This window comes from Devosia sp. SL43, assembly GCF_021729885.1.
In the GTDB taxonomy this organism is placed as follows: Bacteria; Pseudomonadota; Alphaproteobacteria; order Rhizobiales; family Devosiaceae; genus Devosia.
In genome coordinates this window covers 2,195,735-2,216,141 of the sequence record NZ_CP063401.1, presented here as the reverse complement: position 1 = coordinate 2,216,141, position 20,407 = coordinate 2,195,735, and the positions used below count along the sequence as shown (strand labels likewise).

At 63.5% G+C, this 20,407-nt stretch carries 23 protein-coding genes; 10 read left to right on the top strand and 13 right to left on the bottom strand.

Annotated elements, in window-relative coordinates; all coding sequences use genetic code 11:
- Positions 1-58: 58 nt before the first annotated feature.
- Genes IM737_RS10860 through IM737_RS10850 form a run of 3 tightly spaced genes read left to right on the top strand, consistent with a single transcriptional unit; the run spans position 59 to position 1,348 of the window.
- Positions 59-538 carry a CAP domain-containing protein gene (locus IM737_RS10860; protein WP_236893905.1) on the top strand — a complete coding sequence of 160 codons (480 nt, stop codon included), beginning with the start codon at positions 59-61 and terminating at the stop codon, positions 536-538.
- Positions 528-749, top strand: coding sequence for a sulfurtransferase TusA family protein (locus IM737_RS10855; RefSeq protein WP_442874125.1), 222 nt, complete (start codon positions 528-530; stop codon positions 747-749). Before IM737_RS10860 ends, IM737_RS10855 begins: the two co-directional genes overlap by 11 nt.
- 53 nt (positions 750-802) lie before the next feature.
- Positions 803-1,348: a dihydrofolate reductase family protein gene (locus tag IM737_RS10850; protein ID WP_236893903.1), complete on the top strand. Its 546-nt coding sequence runs from the start codon at positions 803-805 to the stop codon at positions 1,346-1,348.
- Positions 1,349-1,385: 37 nt separating this feature from the next.
- Here the strand turns inward: IM737_RS10850 and IM737_RS10845 are convergent, their stop codons facing one another.
- Positions 1,386-2,543 carry a D-alanyl-D-alanine carboxypeptidase family protein gene (locus IM737_RS10845; protein ID WP_236893902.1) on the bottom strand — a complete coding sequence of 386 codons (1,158 nt, stop codon included), beginning with the start codon at positions 2,541-2,543 and terminating at the stop codon, positions 1,386-1,388.
- A gap of 167 nt (positions 2,544-2,710) precedes the next feature.
- Here IM737_RS10845 and IM737_RS10840 point away from each other — a divergent pair, with 167 nt between their 5' ends.
- Together IM737_RS10840 and IM737_RS10835 are read left to right on the top strand one after the other, a co-directional pair.
- Positions 2,711-3,520 (top strand): thermonuclease family protein, encoded by an 810-nt coding sequence (locus IM737_RS10840; RefSeq protein WP_236893901.1) that lies wholly within the window; start codon positions 2,711-2,713, stop codon positions 3,518-3,520.
- 5 nt (positions 3,521-3,525) lie between these two features.
- Positions 3,526-4,998, top strand: a complete 1,473-nt coding sequence (locus tag IM737_RS10835) for a M48 family metalloprotease (RefSeq protein ID WP_236893900.1) — start codon at positions 3,526-3,528, stop codon at positions 4,996-4,998.
- A 62-nt stretch (positions 4,999-5,060) separates the two neighbouring features.
- Here IM737_RS10835 and IM737_RS10830 read toward each other — a convergent pair whose 3' ends face one another.
- The 5 genes from IM737_RS10830 to IM737_RS10810 form a co-directional block, all read right to left on the bottom strand.
- A complete protein-coding gene (locus IM737_RS10830) occupies positions 5,061-5,252 on the bottom strand; it encodes a Flp family type IVb pilin (RefSeq protein ID WP_236893899.1) in 192 nt (63 codons plus the stop codon).
- Positions 5,253-5,284: 32 nt separating this feature from the next.
- Positions 5,285-5,689, bottom strand: a complete 405-nt coding sequence (locus tag IM737_RS10825; protein WP_236893898.1) for a (deoxy)nucleoside triphosphate pyrophosphohydrolase — start codon at positions 5,687-5,689, stop codon at positions 5,285-5,287.
- The gene (locus IM737_RS10820) at positions 5,686-6,435 is read right to left on the bottom strand and encodes a GNAT family N-acetyltransferase (protein ID WP_236893897.1); all 750 of its coding nucleotides are present in this window, start codon (positions 6,433-6,435) and stop codon (positions 5,686-5,688) included. Before IM737_RS10820 ends, IM737_RS10825 begins: the two co-directional genes overlap by 4 nt.
- 1 nt (position 6,436) lies before the next feature.
- A complete protein-coding gene (gene argJ / locus IM737_RS10815; protein WP_236893896.1) occupies positions 6,437-7,672 on the bottom strand; it encodes a bifunctional glutamate N-acetyltransferase/amino-acid acetyltransferase ArgJ in 1,236 nt (411 codons plus the stop codon).
- Positions 7,673-7,874: 202 nt separating this feature from the next.
- Complete coding sequence (locus tag IM737_RS10810; protein WP_236893895.1) at positions 7,875-8,114, bottom strand: hypothetical protein; 240 nt, start codon at positions 8,112-8,114, stop codon at positions 7,875-7,877.
- Between the two features lie 98 nt (positions 8,115-8,212).
- On the opposite strand from IM737_RS10810, the gene IM737_RS10805 reads away from it, so the two are divergent.
- Positions 8,213-8,824 (top strand): TetR/AcrR family transcriptional regulator, encoded by a 612-nt coding sequence (locus IM737_RS10805; RefSeq protein WP_236893894.1) that lies wholly within the window; start codon positions 8,213-8,215, stop codon positions 8,822-8,824.
- A 3-nt stretch (positions 8,825-8,827) separates the two neighbouring features.
- On the opposite strand, the gene IM737_RS10800 is transcribed toward IM737_RS10805, so the two are convergent.
- Entirely contained in the window at positions 8,828-9,745 is a 918-nt protein-coding gene (locus IM737_RS10800; RefSeq protein ID WP_236893893.1) for a foldase protein PrsA, read from the bottom strand.
- Between the two features lie 382 nt (positions 9,746-10,127).
- Here IM737_RS10800 and secA point away from each other — a divergent pair, with 382 nt between their 5' ends.
- The gene (gene secA, locus IM737_RS10795; RefSeq protein WP_236893892.1) at positions 10,128-12,872 is read left to right on the top strand and encodes a preprotein translocase subunit SecA; all 2,745 of its coding nucleotides are present in this window, start codon (positions 10,128-10,130) and stop codon (positions 12,870-12,872) included.
- A gap of 155 nt (positions 12,873-13,027) precedes the next feature.
- A complete protein-coding gene (locus tag IM737_RS10790) occupies positions 13,028-13,780 on the top strand; it encodes a hypothetical protein (protein WP_236893891.1) in 753 nt (250 codons plus the stop codon).
- Positions 13,781-13,786: 6 nt separating this feature from the next.
- Here IM737_RS10790 and IM737_RS10785 read toward each other — a convergent pair whose 3' ends face one another.
- The 5 genes from IM737_RS10785 to IM737_RS10765 form a co-directional block, all read right to left on the bottom strand.
- Positions 13,787-14,470, bottom strand: coding sequence for a hypothetical protein (locus tag IM737_RS10785; protein WP_236893890.1), 684 nt, complete (start codon positions 14,468-14,470; stop codon positions 13,787-13,789).
- Between the two features lie 183 nt (positions 14,471-14,653).
- Complete coding sequence (locus tag IM737_RS10780) at positions 14,654-15,676, bottom strand: L,D-transpeptidase family protein (protein ID WP_236893889.1); 1,023 nt, start codon at positions 15,674-15,676, stop codon at positions 14,654-14,656.
- Between the two features lie 321 nt (positions 15,677-15,997).
- Positions 15,998-16,951, bottom strand: a complete 954-nt coding sequence (locus IM737_RS10775) for an acetyl-CoA carboxylase carboxyltransferase subunit alpha (protein WP_236893888.1) — start codon at positions 16,949-16,951, stop codon at positions 15,998-16,000.
- Between the two features lie 142 nt (positions 16,952-17,093).
- The gene (locus tag IM737_RS10770; RefSeq protein ID WP_236899910.1) at positions 17,094-17,966 is read right to left on the bottom strand and encodes a site-specific tyrosine recombinase XerD; all 873 of its coding nucleotides are present in this window, start codon (positions 17,964-17,966) and stop codon (positions 17,094-17,096) included.
- A gap of 29 nt (positions 17,967-17,995) precedes the next feature.
- A complete protein-coding gene (locus tag IM737_RS10765) occupies positions 17,996-18,259 on the bottom strand; it encodes a hypothetical protein (protein WP_236893887.1) in 264 nt (87 codons plus the stop codon).
- 147 nt (positions 18,260-18,406) lie between these two features.
- Between IM737_RS10765 and IM737_RS10760 the strand changes: the two genes are divergently transcribed.
- Positions 18,407-18,991, top strand: a complete 585-nt coding sequence (locus IM737_RS10760; protein WP_236893886.1) for a shikimate kinase — start codon at positions 18,407-18,409, stop codon at positions 18,989-18,991.
- 2 nt (positions 18,992-18,993) lie between these two features.
- On the top strand, positions 18,994-20,106 hold the full coding sequence (gene aroB, locus IM737_RS10755; protein WP_236893885.1) for a 3-dehydroquinate synthase: 1,113 nt from the start codon (positions 18,994-18,996) through the stop codon (positions 20,104-20,106).
- Here aroB and IM737_RS10750 read toward each other — a convergent pair whose 3' ends face one another.
- The gene (locus tag IM737_RS10750) at positions 20,107-20,397 is read right to left on the bottom strand and encodes a BolA family protein (protein ID WP_236893884.1); all 291 of its coding nucleotides are present in this window, start codon (positions 20,395-20,397) and stop codon (positions 20,107-20,109) included.
- Positions 20,398-20,407: the final 10 nt, after the last annotated feature.

The following is a 20,407-nucleotide window of genomic DNA, read 5'->3' as shown; positions in this document are numbered from 1 at the left end:
TTGGCCTTGCTAGCCCCATAGTCGCCAATCAACCCATTTGCCTTTTCAGGATTGCTCCATGACCGTTTTCAAGCTCGCCCTCCTGCCACTCGTCGCTGCGACTGCCGCGTTGGCCATCTCCGCCTGCAGCATGGGCGGCAGTGGCAGCACCAGCATCGCACTGGCGCCGGGCCTGTCGGCACGCATGGACCAGCCGGGTGCCAGCCTCGACAAGGCGCAGGCCCTGTCCATCATCAATGCCTATCGCGCCACCAACGGCCTGCCGGCTCTCACGCCCGATGCCGGGCTCGACGGCACCGCGCAGGTGCTGGCCAACCAGTATGCGCAGACCGGCACCCCGCCCAAGACCCCGCAGGACCTGGTGGTGATGAAGCTGAGCGCCGGTTACGCCACCTTTGCCGAGACCTTCTCGGGCTGGCGCAACAATCCGGCCGATGCGGCGGGCCTCAAGGCCAATGCCACCAAGGCCGGCGTTGCGGTTGCGTTCAATGGCGCGTCCACCTATGGCGTTCACTGGGTGCTTGTCCTTGACCAATGAGGTCATCGACGCGCGCGGGCTCAAATGCCCGCTGCCGGTGCTGAAGATGGAAAAGCGGCTGGCGACCTTGCCGCCGGGCGCCACGCTGACGGTGCTCGCCACCGACCCGATGGCCAAGATCGATATTCCGCTGCATTGTCGGCAGCACGGGCACACTTACGTCCTTGCCAGCGAAGGCGACGTGCTGCGCTTTGATATTGTGAAGGGCTGACCTATTCGCGTTTGCCCGCCGGCTCGTCTGCCATGTGTGATGGAGGATCTGCGATGGCCAAGCTCGTCTATGGAATGAATGTGTCCCTCGACGGCTATGTCGACCACGACAAGTTCATGCCTGATGCCGTGCTGTTTCGGCACTTCATCGCGCAGACGCATACCCTGTCCGGCAGCCTCTATGGACGACGCCTCTACGAGTTGATGCAGTATTGGGACGGCGATGATTGGGACCAGGACCGTCCCAGCGACCTCGACGATCTGCGCGAATTCGCTACCGCCTGGCGCGCCGTGCCCAAATGGGTGGTTTCAAGCACGCTGACCGCGGTCGGCCCCAATGCAACGCTGGTCAAGGGCGATCTCGCCACGGCGGTCCGCGACCTCAAGGCCAGGACCGCGGGCGTGATCGAGGTTGGGGGCACCAAGCTGGCCCGCAGTCTCAGCGATCTGGGCCTCATCGACGAATACCAGGTCTATCTGCATCCCGTCGTGCTGGGCAGCGGCGCGCCTTATTTCGCGGGCTTCCGTCCCAACCTGCGCCTCGCCGCCGACGAGCGCATCGGCGACAGCGTGATCCGGCTGACCTACGTGCCGAGCTAGATCTACACCTCTCCCCCAGAGGGAGAGGTGAAGGAGCCTACAAATTCGCCGGCCGCGGTCGCGGAAACGGCACAGCCGGATCGCCCGCTACCGGCGTTATCCCCGGGCGCAAATCGCCATCCAGCGACGCTTCTGCCACCGGCGCGGCAAAGATCGGCGTGTGCTGCGGCCGCGGTCGCGGCAGGTTCACGCCGACAGCGATGCGCCCAAGGTCGGTCGCCGTGTAGGTCACCAGCGGCACCGTGTCGTTGAGGTAGCTCGGCTGGTCCTTGAGGCCCATGGGAAACGCCGCTTCCTGCGTCGCAACATAGGCCTTGGCGTCCTTGCCGCAAATCAGCGGGCGCATATCGACGGGCGTGCCGCCGGCATTGTTGGCCAGCGTCAGAACATTCTGGCCGTTGGGCTGGGCGGCGCCCGAAAAGCCCTTCAGCACCAGTTCGGCGGCGCGCTCGTTGCGGTCGCGGCCGGACGAGCCGCCCAGGATGATCGCCATGAACTTGCGGCCATTGCGCTCGACGGTCGCCACCATATTGAGGCCCGAGGCGCAGACGAAACCGGTCTTCATGCCTGTGGTGCCGGCAAAGCTTTCGAGCAGCTTGTTTTCCGATTCGAGCGCCTTGCCGTTGAGCATTACCGCGCCCGTGCCGAAGATAGGCAGGTATTGCGGAAAGCTCTGGCGGATATAGAGCGAAAGTACCGCGAGGTCGCGCGCCGAGGTCACCTGTGCCGGATCATGCAGGCCATTGGGGTTCTCGTAGTGCGTCGCCGTCAGGCCCATGCGGCTGGCGACGTCGTTCATCTTCGCGACAAAGCCGGATTCGCTGCCGCCGACCGTCTCGGCAATGCCCATGGCGACGTCATTGGCCGATTTGACCAGCATCACATAGAGCGCGTCCTTCATGCTCAGGGCCGAACCGACCGGCAGGCCCGACTTGGACGGCGCCTGGTTGATGGCGTTGCGCGACAGGATCACCGGCGTATCGAGGTTGACAGTGCCCTTGGCGATCTCCTCGAACACGACATAGGCCGTCATCAGCTTGGTCAGCGATGCCGGATGCCAGGGCTGACCGGCCTCCTGCGCGTAGAGCACGTTGAGATTGTCCATATCTACCAGCAGCATCGGATTGGCCTCGGCACGCCCCAGGCTGATGAGGGCGAGCAGGAGGGCGACAGCAAAGCGGCGGACAAACGACAAGGGGCAGGGGCTCCGGCACGGATCGGAAAGGTCGCTCCTCATATCAGCGAGCCGCGCCCGGCTCAAGGAAGCCAAGCAATTGCTGACGGGCTTTTGAAGCGGCGCTTCGTTCATCATTTTTTGCCGTATTCGCGTGCATGGTGAACGAAGTCTTTCCGGAGCCTGCTTTGCTCAGCACCAGTCTCGTTCGTCTTGCCACTCTGGCAGCGCTGTCGGCAGTCTCGACCGCGGCGCTGGCCTGTGCCGACCTGCGCATGGTGCCGGGCGGTACGGTCGTGCAGGTCACCGATGGCGATACGCTGGTGCTCGATAGCGGTCTGGTGGTGCGGCTGATCGGCATGCAGGCGCCCAAACTGCCGCTGGGCCGCGAGGGTTTCCCAACCTGGCCGCTGGCGCCCGAAGCCAAGGCGGCGCTTGAGGCACTAGCGCTCAACAAGACGGTGCAACTGGGCTATGGCGGCGCGGAAATCGACCGCTACGAGCGGGCGCTGGCGCATGTTTTCGTTGCGACGCCTGAAGGCGATGTCTGGGCGCAGCAGGCTATGGTCGCCCGGGGTTTGGCGCGGGTCTATTCCTTCCCGGACAACCGGGCTTGTCTCGATCTGTTGTTCGCGGCAGAGGGCCGCGCGAGGCTGTCCGGGCTTGGCATCTGGCGCGATCCCTATTACAGCGTTCGGGCGGCGAATGCGCCGGGCGACCTCCTCGCCCGGGCCGGCCAATATGAACTCGTCGAAGGACGCGTACTCCTCGCCGAACAAGGCGGCGGGCGGGTCTACCTCAATTTTGGCCGGTTCTGGAAGGAAGACTTCACCGCCGTGATCGAGGCGCCGGCTTTACGAGTGTTCGCCGAAGCAGGTATCGATCCACTGGTGCTCGAGGGAGCACTGGTGCGCGTGCGCGGATGGGTGGACGACCGGGATGGTCCACGCATCGAAGTGACCCATCCCGAGCAGATCGAGGTATTGGCGACACGATGACGGGTATGGGGCACATCGCTAAAGGTTTGCGCAATGGCCTGATGGCCGTGTCGCTGCTGGCGCTATCCGCCTGCACGACGCTGACCAGTTCCAATATTTCCACCAGCCAGACCGGCGACAATCCCGCGCCGACTGTCGTGCCGCAGGGCACCGACCCTGATGACGCCGTCATCGGCCGTCGCGAGCATCCGCGCATCATCGCTGCCTATGGCGGGGTCTATTCCGATCGACCTGCCGAAATCATGGTGGCCCGTATCGTCGGCCGCCTGCTCGCCGCTGCTGACCAACCCAATGCGCAGTTCCAGGTCACCATTCTCGATACTTCCGAGGTCAACGCATTCGCGCTGCCGGGTGGCTATATCTATGTGACGCGCGGTATCCTGGCCTTGGCCAGCGATACCAGCGAGCTGGCTGCCGTACTGGCACACGAAATCGCCCACGTGACGCTGCGCCACGCGCGCGCTCGTACCGACCGCACACGTACCACCGAAATCGTCGATCGCGTCATCACCGGCGTGTTCGGGGGCGATACCTCGGTGGATGCGATGGCCAACCGGACCCGCGAATCCATGGCGGCCTTCGGCCAGGCGCAGGAACTCGAGGCGGACCGCGAAGGCATTAAGTTTGCCGGCAAGGCTGGCTACGATCCGCAGGCTGCGGCGCGGTTCCTCGGCGTCATGAGCCGCTTCGCCAGCTTTTCGGCGGGCGCCGGCAATGCCGACCAGGGGTTCCTGTCCTCGCATCCATCAACCCCGGCCCGCATCCAGAAGGCGCTCGATACGGCGACATCCATGTTCGGCCAGGCCGGCATGGGCGAGACGGACCGCGCCGGCTATCTCAATGCCATCGCCGGCCTCACCTTCGGCGACAGTCCCTCCCAGGGCACGATCAGCGGTCGCAAGTTCATGCATCCGGCCTCCAAGTTCACCTTCACCGTGCCCGAGGGTTATGCGCTGCAGAATTCGCAGAGCGCAGTGGTGGGCGTGGCCGGTGACGGCGAGGCCGTGCGCTTCGACAGCGCCGATGTCCAGCCCAATGTGGCTTTGAGCGATTATCTCAAGTCGGGCTGGATCGCCGGTCTCAAGACCGACAGTGTGACCAGCCAGACGCTGAATGGCATCGAGATGGCGTCGGGTCTGGCCCAGACCGACCAGTGGTTCTTCCGCGTCTCGGTGATGCGGCTCGATGGCCAGGTCTATCGCTTCATCTTTGCCGCCAAGGCCGATAGCCAGCGCTTTGCGCAGGGTGCCGCCGCCACGCTGGCCAGCTTCCGCCGCACCACCGCCGCCGATCTGGGCGGCGTGCGCAAGGTCGCGGTCAAGGTCGTTACGGCCAAGGCCAGTGACACAGCGGACAGCCTCGCCCGGCAGATGGGCTCGCTCACCCGCGGCACCGAGCTGTTCTACATCATCAACGACCTCTATCCCGGCGATCCCCTGGTCGCGGGCCAGCAATACAAAGTCGTGTCCCTGCAGTAGTGACGGGCCCTGGCAGGCTTGCCTTTCAAGATGAGATTTGCTGGGAAGTGCGCGGATCGGGCTTAGCGGATCGCAGCCGTCTGGTTCGCCAGCACTTCGGCGGTGCCGTTGTTGAACAGACTCTGGATGCTGTTGCCCACCAGGGTGAAGCTACCGATGATGGCGATGGCGACCAGTCCGGCCAACAGCCCATATTCGATGGCCGTGGCACCACTTTCGTCGCCGATAAAAGCCTGCAACTTCGCCACCGACATGCTCGCCCCCAAGCCTGGTATTCCCGGGCGAGCTAGAGCAAATCACACAAAGCGGCGATCAGCGGCTCGTCCGCCGGCGGCATCGGGTAGTCGCGCAGTCCCTGCGGCCGCACCCATTTGAGTGCAATATGCTCCCGGGGTTCCGGCGTACCCTGCCATTTCCGGCAGACGTAAAGTGGCATCAACAGGTGAAAATTCTCGTAAGAGTGACTAGCGAAAGATACCGGAGCCAGACAGGCCGTCTGCGTCGAAATGCCGAGTTCTTCCTGCAATTCACGGATCAGTGCCGCCTCGGGTGTTTCACCTGGCTCGATCTTGCCGCCGGGGAATTCCCATAGCCCGGCCATGGCCTTGCCCTCGGGCCGCTGCGCGATGAGCACGCGGCGGTCCGCATCGACCAGCGCGCAGGCGACGACGAGCAGCAGCTTCTGGCTCATGCTGCCGGCTTCCGGTAGTGGTACTGGTAGATTTCCTCAAAGCCCAGCGAGCGATAGAGCGGCACGGCCTGCTCGTTGTCGGCCGCCACCTGCAGCGCGGCGGTAGTGGCCTTGGACTGCAGCGTTGCCCAATTGAGCCCTGCATTCATCACGGCGCGCCCAAGCCCCTGGCCACGCGCGGCCGCGGCAACGACGACGTTGAGGAACATGGCAATGCCCTCGACATTGACGACCAATGCGGCGGCGACTGGTTCGAGGTCTTCTCCAAACAGCAGGATGCCGCGGGCCGGGGCCGTTATGCGGGTCACGACCTCGCCAAGCGCGTCCTTGCCCTCACGTTCGGACATGTCACGCTGCGGCTGCCACCAAAGCGGGTCGGCGGGCTCGAAATATTGGGTATGCGCCGATACTGGCCGCGCCACTTTCTTGAGTTCGCGCGCCATGACCAGACTATGCCCAAACGGCGCCCAGCCCAGGGTATCGAGCGTCGAAACGGTTTGCGGCCCGGCCAATGGGGTGACGCGGAACACCGGCGTCAGTCCGCGCGTGCGATAATCGGCAGCGTGCCTGTTGATCCGGGCCTCGACATCGCTGTCGTCAGCCGGATCAAGGCTCTGGACCGAATTTGCACGGTTGGTGTAGCCGCGTGAGAACCGAACGCTCCAGGAGCCGTCGCGAATGTCTTCCAGGGCAGGCCAGGCGACCAGCGAGGCCGCCTCGATCTCTTGGACGCTGGGCAGAGACATATCAGCTCCGATAGTCGCCGTTGATGGTGATGTAGCCATGCGTCAGGTCGCAGGTATAGACGGTCGCCCGGCCATCCCCGAGCCCGAGGCTCACCGTCAGCTCCAAATCCTCGCCCTTCATATAGGCGGAGGTGGCGGCCTCGTCGTAGACGGTGGCGCGTTCGCCATCCTTGGCGACCAGCAGGTCGCCGAAGCGGATGGCGAGCTTGTCGCGGTCCGCCGGTTCGCCCGCCTTGCCTACGGCCATCACCACGCGACCCCAATTGGCGTCCTCGCCGGCAATGGCGGTCTTGACCAGCGGCGAGTCGGCGATCGACTTGGCGATGCGGAAAGCCGACGCGTCGGACGTAGCGCCCTCGACATGTACCGATACCTGCTTGGTGGCGCCTTCGCCATCACGCACGGTCTGGATGGCGAGGTCGAACAGCACGTCGCGCAGCGCTTCGCCAAAGGTCTCGGCCCGCGGATCGTCGATGCTCTCGATGGCTTCGACACGCGCCTTGCAGGTAGCAAACGCGAGCAGCGTGTCTGAGGTGGAGGTGTCGCTATCAACGGTGATGGCGTTGAAGCTGGTCTGTACATGCCTGGCCAGCAGTGCCTGCAGCACGGGCGCAGCAATCGGCATGTCGGTGACGACAAAGCTCAGCATGGTGGCCATGTCAGGCGCGATCATGCCCGAGCCCTTGGCAATGCCGTTGATCTTCACTTCGACGCCGTCGATTTCGAAGATCGCGCCGGACAGCTTGGGGAAAGTATCCGTGGTCATGATGGCCTTGGCCGGCTCGATCCATGGCGTATCGCCCAGTCGGGTCGCCGCCTCATCAAGCACACCGGCAAACTTTTCGGCCGGCAGCGGTTCGCCGATGACGCCGGTCGAGGCGAGGAAGATTTCGCTGGTGGCACAGCCCAGGGCCTTGGCGGCATAGTCCGCTGTCAGCTCGACGCTCTGCTTGCCCTTGCTGCCGGTAAAGGCATTGGCATTGCCCGAATTGACCACCAGGCCGCGTGCCTTGCCGCCGGGCAGGTTGGCGCGGCACCAGTCGACTGCCGCCGACGAGCATTTGGACTTGGTCAGGACGCCTGCGGCGGTCGTGCCTTCGTCGAAGGCCATCAGCAGGACGTCGGTACGGTTTTTGTACTTGATGCCAGCTTCGGCCGTGGCAAAGCGCACCCCGGCGATTTCGGGCAGGTCCGGATAGGATTTTGGAGCGAGCGGGGAAACCGGGTGGGCAGCCATGGCAAAGTCCTCATGCGAAGTGGGGACGGTTTGCCCGAAAGACGTGGCGGGTGCAAGACGTGCCACGCCCTCGTGGTTCGAGGCGCTGAAGAAGCGCACCTCACCATGAGGGCTACTTTGAACGCGGTGTATCATCAGCCCTCATGGTGAGGTGCGAGCTCTTTGCGAGCCTCGAACCACGAGGGCGTGGCGGTGTGGTCCATCAAGCCGCCACAGCCTTCTTTTTGCCAGCAATGAACCCGCCGAAATGCTTACCGATAAGCGGCACGATCAGCATCACGATCGTCGTGGCCATGAACGGCACCAGCACGAGGCTACGCTGCCAGATGTCCCAACCCTGGGTCAGTGGCATCAGGATGTAGAGGTAAAGCGTCACCACCGGATAGACGGCAATCGTCATCACCAGCGCCATGCGCAGCCTAGAAGCAAAAGAGGGTTGCATGGACGATCTCCATTGAAACGGTACGTTTCGTTATGTAATGGAACGCAACGTTTCGTTCAAGTCTTTTCTTCAGTACCTATTTGAACCATATTGGGCGCATGACCGAGCCCGCCGACGACACCGACGACCGCCGCCGTTCCATTGGCGCCCGCCGCAATCCCGAGACCGAGGAAGCGATCCTCGCCGCCGCCGAAGCCGTAATGGCCGAGGAGGGCATAGCCGGTTTCTCGATCGAGGCGGTGGCCAAACGCGCCCGCGCGGGCAAGCCAACCATCTACAAGTGGTGGCCGGGTAAGACGGCGCTGATGCTCGATGTTTATCATCGTCAGAAGCCGGCCGACGTGCATATGGATACCGGCACCGTCGAAGGCGATATCTTCGCCTTTCTCACGGGTGTCTTCACCCATTGGGGCGATACCGGCGCCGGTCAAATCTTCCGTTTCGTGGTGGCCGAAGCACAGCGCGACGAAGCCGCCGCAGACTCGTTGCGCGCCTATGCGGCCGAGCGGCGCCTGCAGAGCGGACAAATCTTCCGGCGCGGCATAGCGAGGGGCGAATTGTCCGCCGATATCGATGTGGGATTGTGCGCCGACCTCCTGGGCGGCTTCATCTGGCAGCGCCTGCTGACTGGCCGCATCGAACGCGATCCGGATCAATTGCGGCAGCTGGCCAGGCAGATAGTCCGGGGGCTGGTCGCCCCCGGAGCCTGAACTTTACTGAACCGGCGCCGTTTCGGCCGCCGCCTGTTCAGCCGCTGTCTGTGCGTCCACGGCAGCCTTAAGCGTCGCGTCGGGGATGTCGATCGCCACGCCTTCCATCAGCTTGGCAACGGTGGTGTCGAAGGTGTTCATCAGCAGTTTCTGCTGCAATTCACCAGCGACCTGCTCGAAGGCCGGCGCGGCGGACTGGCGCTTTTCCTCGAGACGGATGACGTGCCAGCCGAACTGCGACTGCACGGGCTCGGAGACCTGGCCGATATCGGTCAGCGCATAGGCAGCAGCCTCGAAGGGGGCGACCATCATGCCCTTGCCGAAAAAGCCCAGGTCGCCGCCATTGGCTGCGCCGGGATCGATCGACTTTTCCTTGGCCAAGGTGGCGAAATCGGCGCCGCCATCGAGTTCGGCCTTGATGGCCTTGGCCTCTTCCTCGGTCGCGACCAGGATGTGGCTGGCGCGGATTTCATCTGCCGGCACGAAGTCGGCAACGAACTTGTCATACTCGGCGCGCACGGCCGCCTCGGTCACCGTGTTGGTGATCAGGTCGTTGAAATAGGTACGGCGCAGGGCCTGCTCTTCGAGGAACTTCAGGCGCTGCTGAAACAGCGGGGTGTCGGCAATGCCGGCGGCGCGGCCGGCGCGGGCCATGACCTTCATGTCGATGACGACGCGCAGCAGGAAGGCCTTGCGATCTTCCGGCGCCATCTGCTGCAACTGCTGGCCCAGGCCCTCGGCGGCAAAGCTCAGGTCGGCCTCGGTGATGGTCTCGCCGTCGACGGTAGCCACCACGGTGTCGGGCGACACCTCGGCAGCCGGGGCTTCGGCGGCGGGCGCCGCGTCCTGAGCCAGGACAGGCGAAGCCAGCATCAGCGCGAGGACGCTCGCGGCAGCGAGACGCAGGGGGGAAAACTTCATTGGATCAGTCTCCTTGGCCGGCGCTGTTCTGCCAGCGTCCTGGCGTAGTGTTGGTCGGCAATGGCATGCCGTCGGTGTCGTTTCGGGTTGCCTCACATGGCAAGGGGGCCAAAATGTGCCGCGCCGCGTTTCGTGAGCAACCAAAGGTCCGAAAGCCCCGGTTCTATCAGGATTTCCGGTGGGGCCGGGGAGGTGTGGCCCATTTTGGCGACGTTGACAAGACAAGGGCCCGCTCTTACATCTCAGCCGCTTTTCCGCCACCCGGCGGGAATACCGAAATTCAAAGCCGGAAAGGCTTTCTCATCGCGCCGACGATGGCCTGGCGGGGCCTATGCCGCACCCTCCACAGACGCGCGCCGATGAGCAATCGAAGGATTTGACTATGGCACTTGCTGCGCTCGCCCGGCGGATTTTCGGGTCTCCATCCGATCGTCACGTCAAGCGCTACCAGGGCAAGGTCGCCGCTATCAACGCGCTGGAAGCAGAGCTCGAAAAGCTCAGCGATGACCAGTTGCGGGCCCGCACCGCCGAGTTCAAGGCACAGATCGAAAAGGGCGCCGATCTCGATGATTTGATCGTGCCGGCCTTTGCCACTGTTCGCGAAGCGAGCAAGCGCGTGCTGGGCATGCGCCACTTCGACGTGCAGCTGATCGGCGGCATGGTGATGAACGAGCGCGGCATCGCCGAGATGCGCACCGGTGAAGGCAAGACGCTGGTCGCGACCCTGCCGATGTATCTCAATGCGCTGACCGGCCAGGGCGCACACCTGGTCACCGTCAACGACTATCTGGTCAAGCGCGACGCGGCCTGGATGGGCCAGATCTACAGCTTTCTCGGCCTGACCTGGGGCGTCATCGTCCATGGCATGAGCGATGTCGAGCGCAAGGCCGCCTACGGCGCCGACATCACCTACGGCACCAATAACGAGCTCGGCTTCGACTATCTGCGCGACAACATGAAGTACACGCGCCAGCAGATGGTGCAGCGCGGCCATGCCTATGCCATCGTCGACGAAGTGGACTCGATCCTGATCGACGAGGCCCGCACGCCGCTGATCATTTCCGGCCCGTCGGAAGACCGCTCGACGCTCTATACGACTATCGACGCCTTGATGCCGATCATCGGCGAGGAGGATTTCGAGCTCGACGAAAAGCAGCGCTCCGCCACCTTCACCGATAGTGGCATCGAAAAGCTCGAAGCCAAGCTGGCCGAGGATGGCCTGCTCAAGTCCGGCTCCATGTATGACGTCGAAAACGTCGCTCTGGTGCACCACGCCAATTCGGCCCTGCGAGCGCATAAGCTCTTCCGCAAGGACAAGGACTACATCGTCCGCAACGACGAAGTGGTCATCATCGACGAGTTCTCTGGCCGCATGATGCCGGGCCGCCGCTATTCGGAAGGCCTGCACCAGGCGCTGGAAGCCAAGGAACACGTCAAGATCCAGCCGGAAAACCAGACGCTGGCTTCGATCACCTTCCAGAACTATTTCCGTCTCTACAAAAAGCTGGCCGGCATGACCGGTACGGCGGCGACGGAAGCTGAAGAGTTTGCCGACATCTACAAGCTCGACGTGGTGACCATCCCCACCAACGTGCCAGTGGCGCGTAAGGACGACGAAGACGCCATCTTCCGCACCGCCGCCGAAAAGTTCGATGCCATCGCCAACCTGATCAAGGAATGCCAGGATCGCGGCCAGCCCGTGCTGGTCGGTACGACCTCGATCGAGAAGTCGGAAATGCTGGCCGAGCTGCTGCGCCAGAAGAATGTCGGCGCCATGAACGTGCTGAACGCGCGCCATCACGAGCAGGAAGCCTTCATCGTCGCAGACGCGGGTCTCCCCGGCGCCATCACCATCGCCACCAACATGGCTGGTCGTGGTACCGACATCCAGCTCGGCGGCAACCTCGAAATGCGCATCCAGCGCGAGACCGAAGGTCTTGAGGGCGAGGCGCGCGAAGCCAAGATCGCCGATATCAAGAAGACCATCGCATCCGACAAGGCCAAGGCTTTGGCCGCGGGCGGTCTCATGGTCATCGGCACCGAACGCCACGAGAGCCGTCGCATCGACAACCAGCTGCGTGGTCGTTCGGGCCGCCAGGGCGATCCGGGCCATTCGGCCTTCTTCCTGTCGCTGCAGGACGACCTGATGCGCATCTTCCCGGTCGACAGCATGGATTCCATGCTCGGCAAGCTGGGCCTCGAACAGGGCGAGTCGATCACCCATCCGTGGGTCACCAAGGCCATCGAGCGCGCCCAGGGCAAGGTCGAGGCGCGCAACTTCGACATCCGCAAGAACATCCTCAAATACGACGACGTGATGAACGATCAGCGCAAGGTGATCTTCGAGCAGCGTATCGAGATGATGGATGCCGAGGACGTCAACGAGACCGTCGTCGAGATGCGGCATGACGTGGTCGAAAACATCGTCAACAAGGCTATTCCGCCACGCTCCTATCCCGAGCAGTGGAATGTCGAGCAACTCAAGGCGGCGGCCAAGACCTATCTCAACCTCGACGTGCCGGTGGAAGAATGGGCAGCCGAAGAGGGCATCGACGCCGAGACCGTCATCGAGCGCTTGACTGCGGCTGCCGACGAGCATGCCGCCGCCAAGGAAGCGCGCACCATCGCCAATATGGAAGCGGCCGGTTCGACCAATGCCGACGTGATGCGCCAGGTGGAAAAATCCATCCTGCTGCAGTCGATCGACGGGCTGTGGCGCGAGCATCTGGTGACGCTCGACCACCTCTCCAAGGTGGTGGGCTGGCGCGGCATCGCCCAGCGCGATCCGCTCAACGAATACAAGCAGGAAGCCTACGAGCTGTTCCAGGCGCTGCTGGCCAACCTGCGTGAGCTGGTGACCACGCAGATGAGCCATATCGAGCTGCAGCCGCGCCCGGTGACGCCACCGGCGCCCGACCTGAGCCGCCTGCGCGAGACCCATATCGACCCGCTGACCGGCGAGAACGACGCTGATGGCGGCGACACCATTGCCGCCTCCCTGGGCGCGACCGGCGGCGATCCCTCGCTCAAGCCGATCGATCCCAAGCTGCTCGAAGGCGTCTCCCGCAACGCGCCTTGCCCCTGTGGGTCAGGCAAGAAGTTCAAACACTGCCACGGGCAGTTCTAGCAATGAGAAAGGCCCGGAGCGATCCGGGCCTTTTTTGCTGGTCGGTCCGGATGCGCTCGGCGGCGGTCTTCGGAGACCAGTACCGGCGCTATTCGCTCCACTGGTAAACCAGCGTCAATTGCGCAATCCTTCCTGCAACCGCTGGAGGATCGGTCATGAAGCGACGTGCGTTCCATCTTACCGCGCTGGCCGGCCTGGGCCTGATAGCGCTCCCGGCGTCGGCCAAGGACTCCAAATCTGCCGCGACGGGTCTTGCTTTCGCATCACCCGAAGAGGCTGTTGAACACATTGCCGCCTCGCTGCGCGACGCCGATCTTGGTGCCGCCGTCCTCGCCTTCGATATAGAGCGGCGCGCCACCAACTACAGCTTCGTCAAGATGGCCGAACGTTTGCAGTCAATCTCGCTGTACAACACGGCCCCGCCAGTCAAGTTCGACTTCTATCGAGACGCGGCGAAGATACAGTTCACCGGCGAGGCCGCAGCACAGCTGCGCAATTTGGCCTTCAGCCTGCTCGCGCCGACGGGTACCCCGCTGGATTCAGTGATTTCGTTCAGCGACGGACAGGATATCGGCCAGTATGCCGGCAACCTGGAGGCCGCGCTGGACCCGGGCCGATTGACCAATCTCAAGGTTCTGAAGACGCGCGTTCCGTCGCCACAGATGGCCAATTCCGAGGTCAACCGCCGCAATATCATGAGTCAGCTCGGCGTGACCGGGGGTGACGACATCCAGGAGCGAATTGTGCTCTACGAGCTGGACGGTCGTACCTATGGCGGCGGGTTTAACGCGGTGCGCTACGGCGACGTTTGGCAGGCACGGGCCCTTGTGTCCTACTTGGCCGGCACGACAAGCTTCGCCCATGCAGGGCCAATGTCCGTAGAGGAGTTCGACGCCTGGGTTAGGTAGCGCGGTTCAGCAGGTGACGCGGATTTCGGCAAAGCCACTGATGCCGCCGCCGTCCGATGGCATCAGCCCCACCATGCATTGCGTGCCGGGTAGGCCCACTGTGCCGCCCTGCGCGATGACGGTGCCGTCGCCGAGGGTGATGAAGCCGTCGTCGACGCCCGCTATGGCCACCGACCCGGTCGTGCCGCAGACGGCGTAGCTGTCGCCGGCCGAGACCATGAAGCGCGTGCCGGTCGGCAGGCAGTCGCCGCCGGTGGCCACGGCGCCCGTTGCCGGTGCAGTTTCGCCCGGTAGTGCCGGCAGCACAGACGCGGGCGCCGGATTGGTCGGCGTCGCACCGCGCCAGCTCTGTTCGAGGATGGCCAGACGGTTGGACAGGTCTAGCAGACCGTCAGCGCCAGGAGCCGTCCTTGCAGCCCCCGTGGCGCGCTGGCCATAGAGCTCAAGGCTGAGCCTGATCTGGGCGATGTCGGTCGACATGCGCACAATTTCGCGCTGCGTCTCGGTATAGACCCAGGCCGTGGCGCCCAGTGCCGCCACGCCCACCAACCCGACGACGAAGCTTAGGATACTGGTCCATGGCAGGCGGCGGGCCGGCCTTTCGGGCTGAGCCGGAGCGGCGGCCTGCTTGGTGTCACGGGCTTCGATGACAATCTTGCGTTCGCTCGGGACGGCAGGGTTTTCTTCCAAGACGTCGTCTCCGGTTCGCGCAATCCTAGCACAGGCGATGGCCGCACAATGCGGCCCAGATATGGTGACGGGTCAGCATAAATGTAGACCTCATGGTGAGCTTGTCGAACCACGAGGGCGTGGTACACGAGCCGGCGCGCCCGACCTCGTCCTTCGACAAGCTCAGGATGAGGTCTCCGAGTGCTACAAAAGCCAGCTCGGACGGGGGAACGGGATTGGTGCGATCTTCCCTGACATGACCGGCACGACCTCTTCCTCGCCGCCGCTCAACAGATTGCCGATGCCGCTGAATATCCCGCCCACGGCGCCGCTCACCGCCTCGCCGCGTGCCTTGATGACAGCCTCCTCGGCAGCCTTCTTTTCCTCAGCGGCCAGGGTATCGGCAAAGGCGGCTTCGTCGGCCTGCTGCTTGGCCGTCAGTGCCGCGTTCTGCACCGCGGCCGGGCAGGGACCCATGGCGTTGAGGGCACCACCACCGGTGGCGTTGAACACATATTGCCGCTCGCAGACATCCCAGGTCGGCGGCGCCTTGTTCAGCTCGAACAGGTCATAGCCTTCCTTGATGTCCTTCCAGAACGGCAGGTGCTCGTTGCTGGCCTCCTGGGCCAGGTTGGCGGCCGTCATCTTGAACGGGAAGATTTGCAGCTGGAAGCTCTGGTTGCCGCCCTTGAAGGTCTCGCGTGCCAGGGCATAGATTTCGGCAATGCCATCATCGGTCATGGCATAGCAGCCGCGCGACGAGCAATCGCCATGCACCATCAACTGGCTGCCGGTGCGGCCCCAGGCCCGGTCGAACTTGTTCGGAAACCCGGTATTGAAGGCCAGGTAATAGTTGGAGCGCGGATTCATCAGGCCGGGCGTGATCGTATAGAAGCCCTCAGGGCTCTGCCGGTCGCCTTCCTTGATCTTGGGACCGAGTTCGCCCGAAAAGGCGCAAATCTCGTAGGTCTTGAACATCTTGAACTGGCCGGAGCTCGTTCGCTTCCAGACCTCAAGCGTCTTTTCTTCCTTGAAGATGCGGATGACCATGGCTTCCCCGGGTGAGGACCCCATGGCGCTCAGGGCCGATACTGTGCCGCTTAGAAGCGGCTGGTTATGCCGATTGTCGTTGGATTTGGGCAGGAAGCCGCCGCACGCGACCAGGCCGAAGACGACCCAGAGCAGCACGATCGCCGACGAAATTTTGCGCAGGAGTGTGGCGGTCACGGTCGGCGGCCCAAAAGCGGAGATGCATGCAGTGACCCATAGGGGCCGTTGGTTACCGCAGCATGAGAATTGCTGGTAAACGAAGCGTTACCACGCCGCAAAACAGCCGGGAAGCGGCAGGCGATCACACAAGTGTGCAAATCGTTCTGACCTCGCCCCTTCGGGCAGGGGTGGACGGTTTGGAGGTCCGAAAAACGCAGTCGTCTCCCTCCCCCTTGTGAGGAGGGATCAAGGGTGGGGGTGAGTCACGGACGCAGAGTTTGCGGCCACCCCACCCTCATTCTCTCCCCATCTAGGGGAGGGAGGCCGATCGGGCGCTGCTTACAGCGCGCTGCCGATCGCCAAAAACTTCTCGCGGCGATGCTCGCGTACTTCCAGCCGGCCCTTATTGGCAAAGTCGCCCAGGAACTGGCCGATGGCGCCGCGTGCCGAATCCAGCACCTGTTCGGGATGGCGGTGGGCGCCGCCGGTCGGCTCGGCAATGATGCCGTCGATCACGCCAAAACCCAGCAGGTCCTGCGCGGTGATCTTTTGCGCCGTCGCCATGTCCTGCGCCTTGGCGGCGTCGCGGAACAGGATCGAGGCACCGGCTTCGGGCGAAATCACGCCGTAGATCGAATGCTCGAGCATCAGCACGCGATTGGCCGTGGCGATGGCGATAGCGCCGCCCGAGCCGCCTTCGCCGATGATGATGGCGAGGTTGGGCACGCCCAGTTCGAGTGACTTCTCGGTCGAGCGGGCGATGGCCTCGGCCTGGCCGCGTTCCTCGGCGCCGATGCCGGGATAGGCGCCGGCAGTGTCGACGAACGAGATCAGCGGAATGTTGAAGCGGTCGGCCATGTCCATGATGCGGACGGCCTTGCGGTAGCCTTCAGGGCGGGCCATGCCGAAATTGTGCTTGAGGCGCGTTTCGGTCGAATTGCCCTTTTCCTGGCCTAGAATGGCGACGGACTGGCCGTTGAAGCGGCCAAAGCCGGCCTGTACGGCAGCGTCTTCGGCGAACTTGCGGTCGCCGGCCAGCGGCACCCATTCGGTGATCAGGCTCTTCACATAGTCCGAAAAATGCGGGCGCTGCGGATGGCGGGCCACCTGGGTCTTTTGCCAGGGGGTGAGCTTTTTGTAGATTTCAACCAGCGCCTCGTCGGCGCGGCTCGACAACCGGTTGACCTCCTCGTCGATGCTGACGGCCTGATCGGTCGCTGCCATCGCCTTGAGCTCAGCGATCTTGCCTTCAAGATCGGCTACCGGCTTTTCGAAATCGAGATAAGACTGCATCCCACCCGCCCGTTAGGGGTCTATTTTGCGGACCCGAGAGTAAGGCCGCTGCTGTTGCGCCTTAAAGTGGCCGGAAAGTGACGATGGCGCAACACCAAGTCAAGGTTTGTTGGCAAGGGCGCACAGGAACCGTGGAACGACGCTACCCTTCCGCGAGGGGATGGTGGGTTTCGACGAGTGTCCGCAGCTTCTCGTCGAGCACATGGGTATAGATTTGTGTCGTGGAAATGTCCGCATGGCCGAGAAGCATCTGTACGACGCGCAGATCGGCGCCGCCGGCCAGCAGATGGCTGGCAAAGGCATGGCGCAGGACGTGGGGTGCGACACGAGATGGGCTAATCCCCGCATCAATCGCCAGTTGCTTGAGGTCACGCGCAAACACCTGCCGGCTCAGATAGCCCTCGGCACCCGTGGCCGGAAACAGGAATGGCCCCGGCTCCAGCGTCGTCACATAGGCCTTGATGGCATCGCGGGCCCGATCGTTGAGCGGCACGACGCGTTCCTTGTTGCCCTTACCGGTCACGGTAATAAAGCTCGTGTCGCGCATCACCATCGAGCGGCGCAGGCTCACCAGCTCGCTGACGCGCATGCCCGTCGCATAGAGCAGTTCGATCAGCACATAGAGACGCAGCGCTCCAGCGTGCTTGCTTTCGGACGCCTCGGCATTGGCCTCGGCTTCCGCCGTGCTCAGCAGCTTGTCCACCTCCGCTATCGACAGCACCTTGGGCAAAGCCCGCCGGCTCTTGGGGCTGGCGACGATGCGTGTGGGATCGTCACCGCGCAGGTTGTCGGCACATAGAAAGCGGTGGAATTGCCGTATCGCCGACAGCCGCCGGGCGCTCGACGAGGCCGAGAGCCCCTGCATCTTGAGCCTGTCGAGATAGGCGGTGACCGTCTCGCGGTCCGCTGTCAGCAGCGTCTGCTTGCGGCCCAGCACATAGCCGCCATAGTCGGAAAGATCGCGCCTATAGGCATCAATGGTGTTCCTCGCAGCGCCGCGCTCGGCGCTCATCATCTCAAGGAAGGCGCCGATCAGGTGACCGCTCAATCTGTCAACGGCGCCGGCGGCGTGGTCGGCTCAGCAGCGGGAGCGGGAGCGGGTTCCACAGCCGGCGTTTCGGCCGGTTCCTCGGTGGGCGCGCTGCCTGGCAGGCCGGGCGCGCCGCCGCCCAGCAGGTCGCGCTGGGGGATGCGGATTGTCTGCTCTTTCTGCGTCGGCTCGACAAAGGCGACCAGCGCAAACATACCGGCATAGACCAGCCCCGCCAGGAAGAGCAGCATGATGATGAGGCGGATCAGAGTGGGCATAACGCGTCCATCGAATGCAATTGCAATAAAGTGACAGCAAATGGTTTCAATTCAATGAGGTATAATTGGATGCTTGGCCAATGGCGCGCAAGTTCTTGACAGCGCGGGCGGCTGCGGGTTGATAGCGGCAGCAAAGGGAGCCCGCCGTTGAACCGATCCGACCCGGCATTGCGGCAGGCCCGCGCCGAGGAGCTTGTCGACCGCCTCGGCGGCAAGCCGCTGGTGCTGGTCGGCATGATGGGCGCGGGCAAGACCACTGTCGGCCGCCGCCTGGCAAGCCGCCTCAACCGGCACTTTCTCGATAGCGACGAGGAAATCGAGAAGGCGGCGCAGATGACCATTCCCGAGATTTTCGCGCAGCGCGGCGAGCCGGAATTCCGCGCTGGCGAAACGCGCGTCATCGCCCGCGTGCTTAAAGACCAAGGCGTGGTGCTGGCCACCGGCGGCGGCGCCTTCGTCAACGTCGATACGCGCGCCTTGATGAAGGCGGAAGCCGTGACCGTTTGGCTCAAGGCCGAGGCCGATATTCTGTTCGAGCGGGTCTCCCGCCGCTCCAACCGCCCGCTGCTCAAGACCGCTAACCCACGGGCGACGCTAGAAAAACTGATCGAGGATCGCTATCCTATCTATGCCGAAGCCGACGTCACCGTCGTCAGCCGCGATGTGCCGCAGGATGTGGTGGCGGGGGACGTGGTGGATGCCGTGCTCGCCTATCTCAAACGCCAGGACTAGCCATGGCCGATATTGCCCACACGGTTCACGTCGCCCTCGGGGAGCGTGCCTATGACATCCTCATCGGTCCTCGGCTGCTGGACGAAGCCGGTGCGATTCTCGCGGAACGGTTCCCGGGACGCCGCTATGGCATCATCACCGACGACAACGTCGCCAAGGCACAGTTGCCGCGCCTGATCGCCTCGCTCGACGCGTCCGGGCTTGGTCATACCGAAATCATCCTGCCGGCCGGCGAATCGACCAAGTCCTGGGCTTTTCTCGGCCAGGCGGTCGAAGGCATACTCGCGGCCCGCCTCGAACGCGGCGATCTCGTCATCGCGCTGGGTGGCGGCGTCATCGGCGATCTGGCCGGCTTTGCCGCTTCCATTGCTCGGCGCGGCATGGATTTCGTGCAGATGCCGACGTCGCTGCTGGCGCAGGTCGATAGCTCGGTCGGTGGCAAGACTGGCATCAATTCGCCCCACGGCAAGAACCTGATCGGTGCCTTCCATCAGCCCAAGCTGGTGCTGGCCGATCTGTCCACGCTCGATACGCTGGCACCCCGCCAGTTCGCCGCCGGTTATGCCGAGGTGGTGAAATACGGCCTCATCGACGACGAAGATTTCTTCTTCTGGCTCGAAGAGCATCAGGCCGAAATCTTTGCTGGCGGCCCGGCCCGTGGCGAAGCCATTGCCCGCTGCTGTGCCCACAAGGCGCGCGTCGTCATCGAGGACGAGAAAGAACTCGGCGTTCGCGCCCTGCTCAACCTGGGTCACACCTTCGGCCACGCACTCGAAAAGGACACCGGCTATTCCGATCGCCTGCTGCATGGCGAAGGCGTCGCCATCGGCATGGCGCTGGCCCACGGTTTCTCCGCCAAACTGGGCCTCGCCCCGAGCCAGGATACTGGCCGTATCGTCGCCCACTTGCAGAAATCGTGCTTGCCCACCAAATTGAGCGACATCCCCGGAACGCTCGGATCAACCGAGACCCTGATGGCCGCCATCGCGCAGGACAAGAAGGTCACGCGCGGCGCGCTGACCTTCATCCTGACGCGCGGCATCGGCAAGGCGTTCATCGAGAACAATGTCGACGGCGCGGCGGTGGCGGCGTATCTGGACGAGATGCGGTCGTAACTAAACGCCCTTGGGCAGTTCCCACGGTCCATCGACCGGCAGAACTTCAATGGCCAAAGCATGGACGGGGTCTTGCAGCTCGGCCTGCAGAACTTCGTTGACGGCGCGGTGTTGCGCCACGCGGCTCATCCCGTCAAAATGACGGGTCGCGATTCTGACACGAAAATGGGTTTCACCACCCTCGCGCCACCCGGCGTGACCATGATGGAGCGATGATTCATCGATCACATCGAGGAAAGCGGGGGCAAATTTGCTGGTGAGCTTGGCGGTTAAGGTGTCTTTTACGGACATCGCGTCGAGG

Coding starts and splice junctions, on each gene's coding strand:
- IM737_RS10860 (WP_236893905.1), top strand. CDS start 59: ATGACCGTTTTCAAGCTCGCCCTCCTGCCACTCGTCGCTGCGACTGCC.
- IM737_RS10850 (WP_236893903.1), top strand. CDS start 803: ATGGCCAAGCTCGTCTATGGAATGAATGTGTCCCTCGACGGCTATGTC.
- IM737_RS10835 (WP_236893900.1), top strand. CDS start 3,526: ATGGGGCACATCGCTAAAGGTTTGCGCAATGGCCTGATGGCCGTGTCG.
- IM737_RS10830 (WP_236893899.1), bottom strand. CDS start 5,252: ATGTCGGTGGCGAAGTTGCAGGCTTTTATCGGCGACGAAAGTGGTGCC.
- IM737_RS10825 (WP_236893898.1), bottom strand. CDS start 5,689: ATGAGCCAGAAGCTGCTGCTCGTCGTCGCCTGCGCGCTGGTCGATGCG.
- IM737_RS10820 (WP_236893897.1), bottom strand. CDS start 6,435: ATGTCTCTGCCCAGCGTCCAAGAGATCGAGGCGGCCTCGCTGGTCGCC.
- argJ (WP_236893896.1), bottom strand. CDS start 7,672: ATGGCTGCCCACCCGGTTTCCCCGCTCGCTCCAAAATCCTATCCGGAC.
- IM737_RS10810 (WP_236893895.1), bottom strand. CDS start 8,114: ATGCAACCCTCTTTTGCTTCTAGGCTGCGCATGGCGCTGGTGATGACG.
- IM737_RS10805 (WP_236893894.1), top strand. CDS start 8,213: ATGACCGAGCCCGCCGACGACACCGACGACCGCCGCCGTTCCATTGGC.
- IM737_RS10800 (WP_236893893.1), bottom strand. CDS start 9,745: ATGAAGTTTTCCCCCCTGCGTCTCGCTGCCGCGAGCGTCCTCGCGCTG.
- secA (WP_236893892.1), top strand. CDS start 10,128: ATGGCACTTGCTGCGCTCGCCCGGCGGATTTTCGGGTCTCCATCCGAT.
- IM737_RS10790 (WP_236893891.1), top strand. CDS start 13,028: ATGAAGCGACGTGCGTTCCATCTTACCGCGCTGGCCGGCCTGGGCCTG.
- IM737_RS10775 (WP_236893888.1), bottom strand. CDS start 16,951: ATGCAGTCTTATCTCGATTTCGAAAAGCCGGTAGCCGATCTTGAAGGC.
- IM737_RS10770 (WP_236899910.1), bottom strand. CDS start 17,966: ATGATGAGCGCCGAGCGCGGCGCTGCGAGGAACACCATTGATGCCTAT.
- IM737_RS10765 (WP_236893887.1), bottom strand. CDS start 18,259: ATGCCCACTCTGATCCGCCTCATCATCATGCTGCTCTTCCTGGCGGGG.
- aroB (WP_236893885.1), top strand. CDS start 18,994: ATGGCCGATATTGCCCACACGGTTCACGTCGCCCTCGGGGAGCGTGCC.
- IM737_RS10750 (WP_236893884.1), bottom strand. CDS start 20,397: ATGTCCGTAAAAGACACCTTAACCGCCAAGCTCACCAGCAAATTTGCC.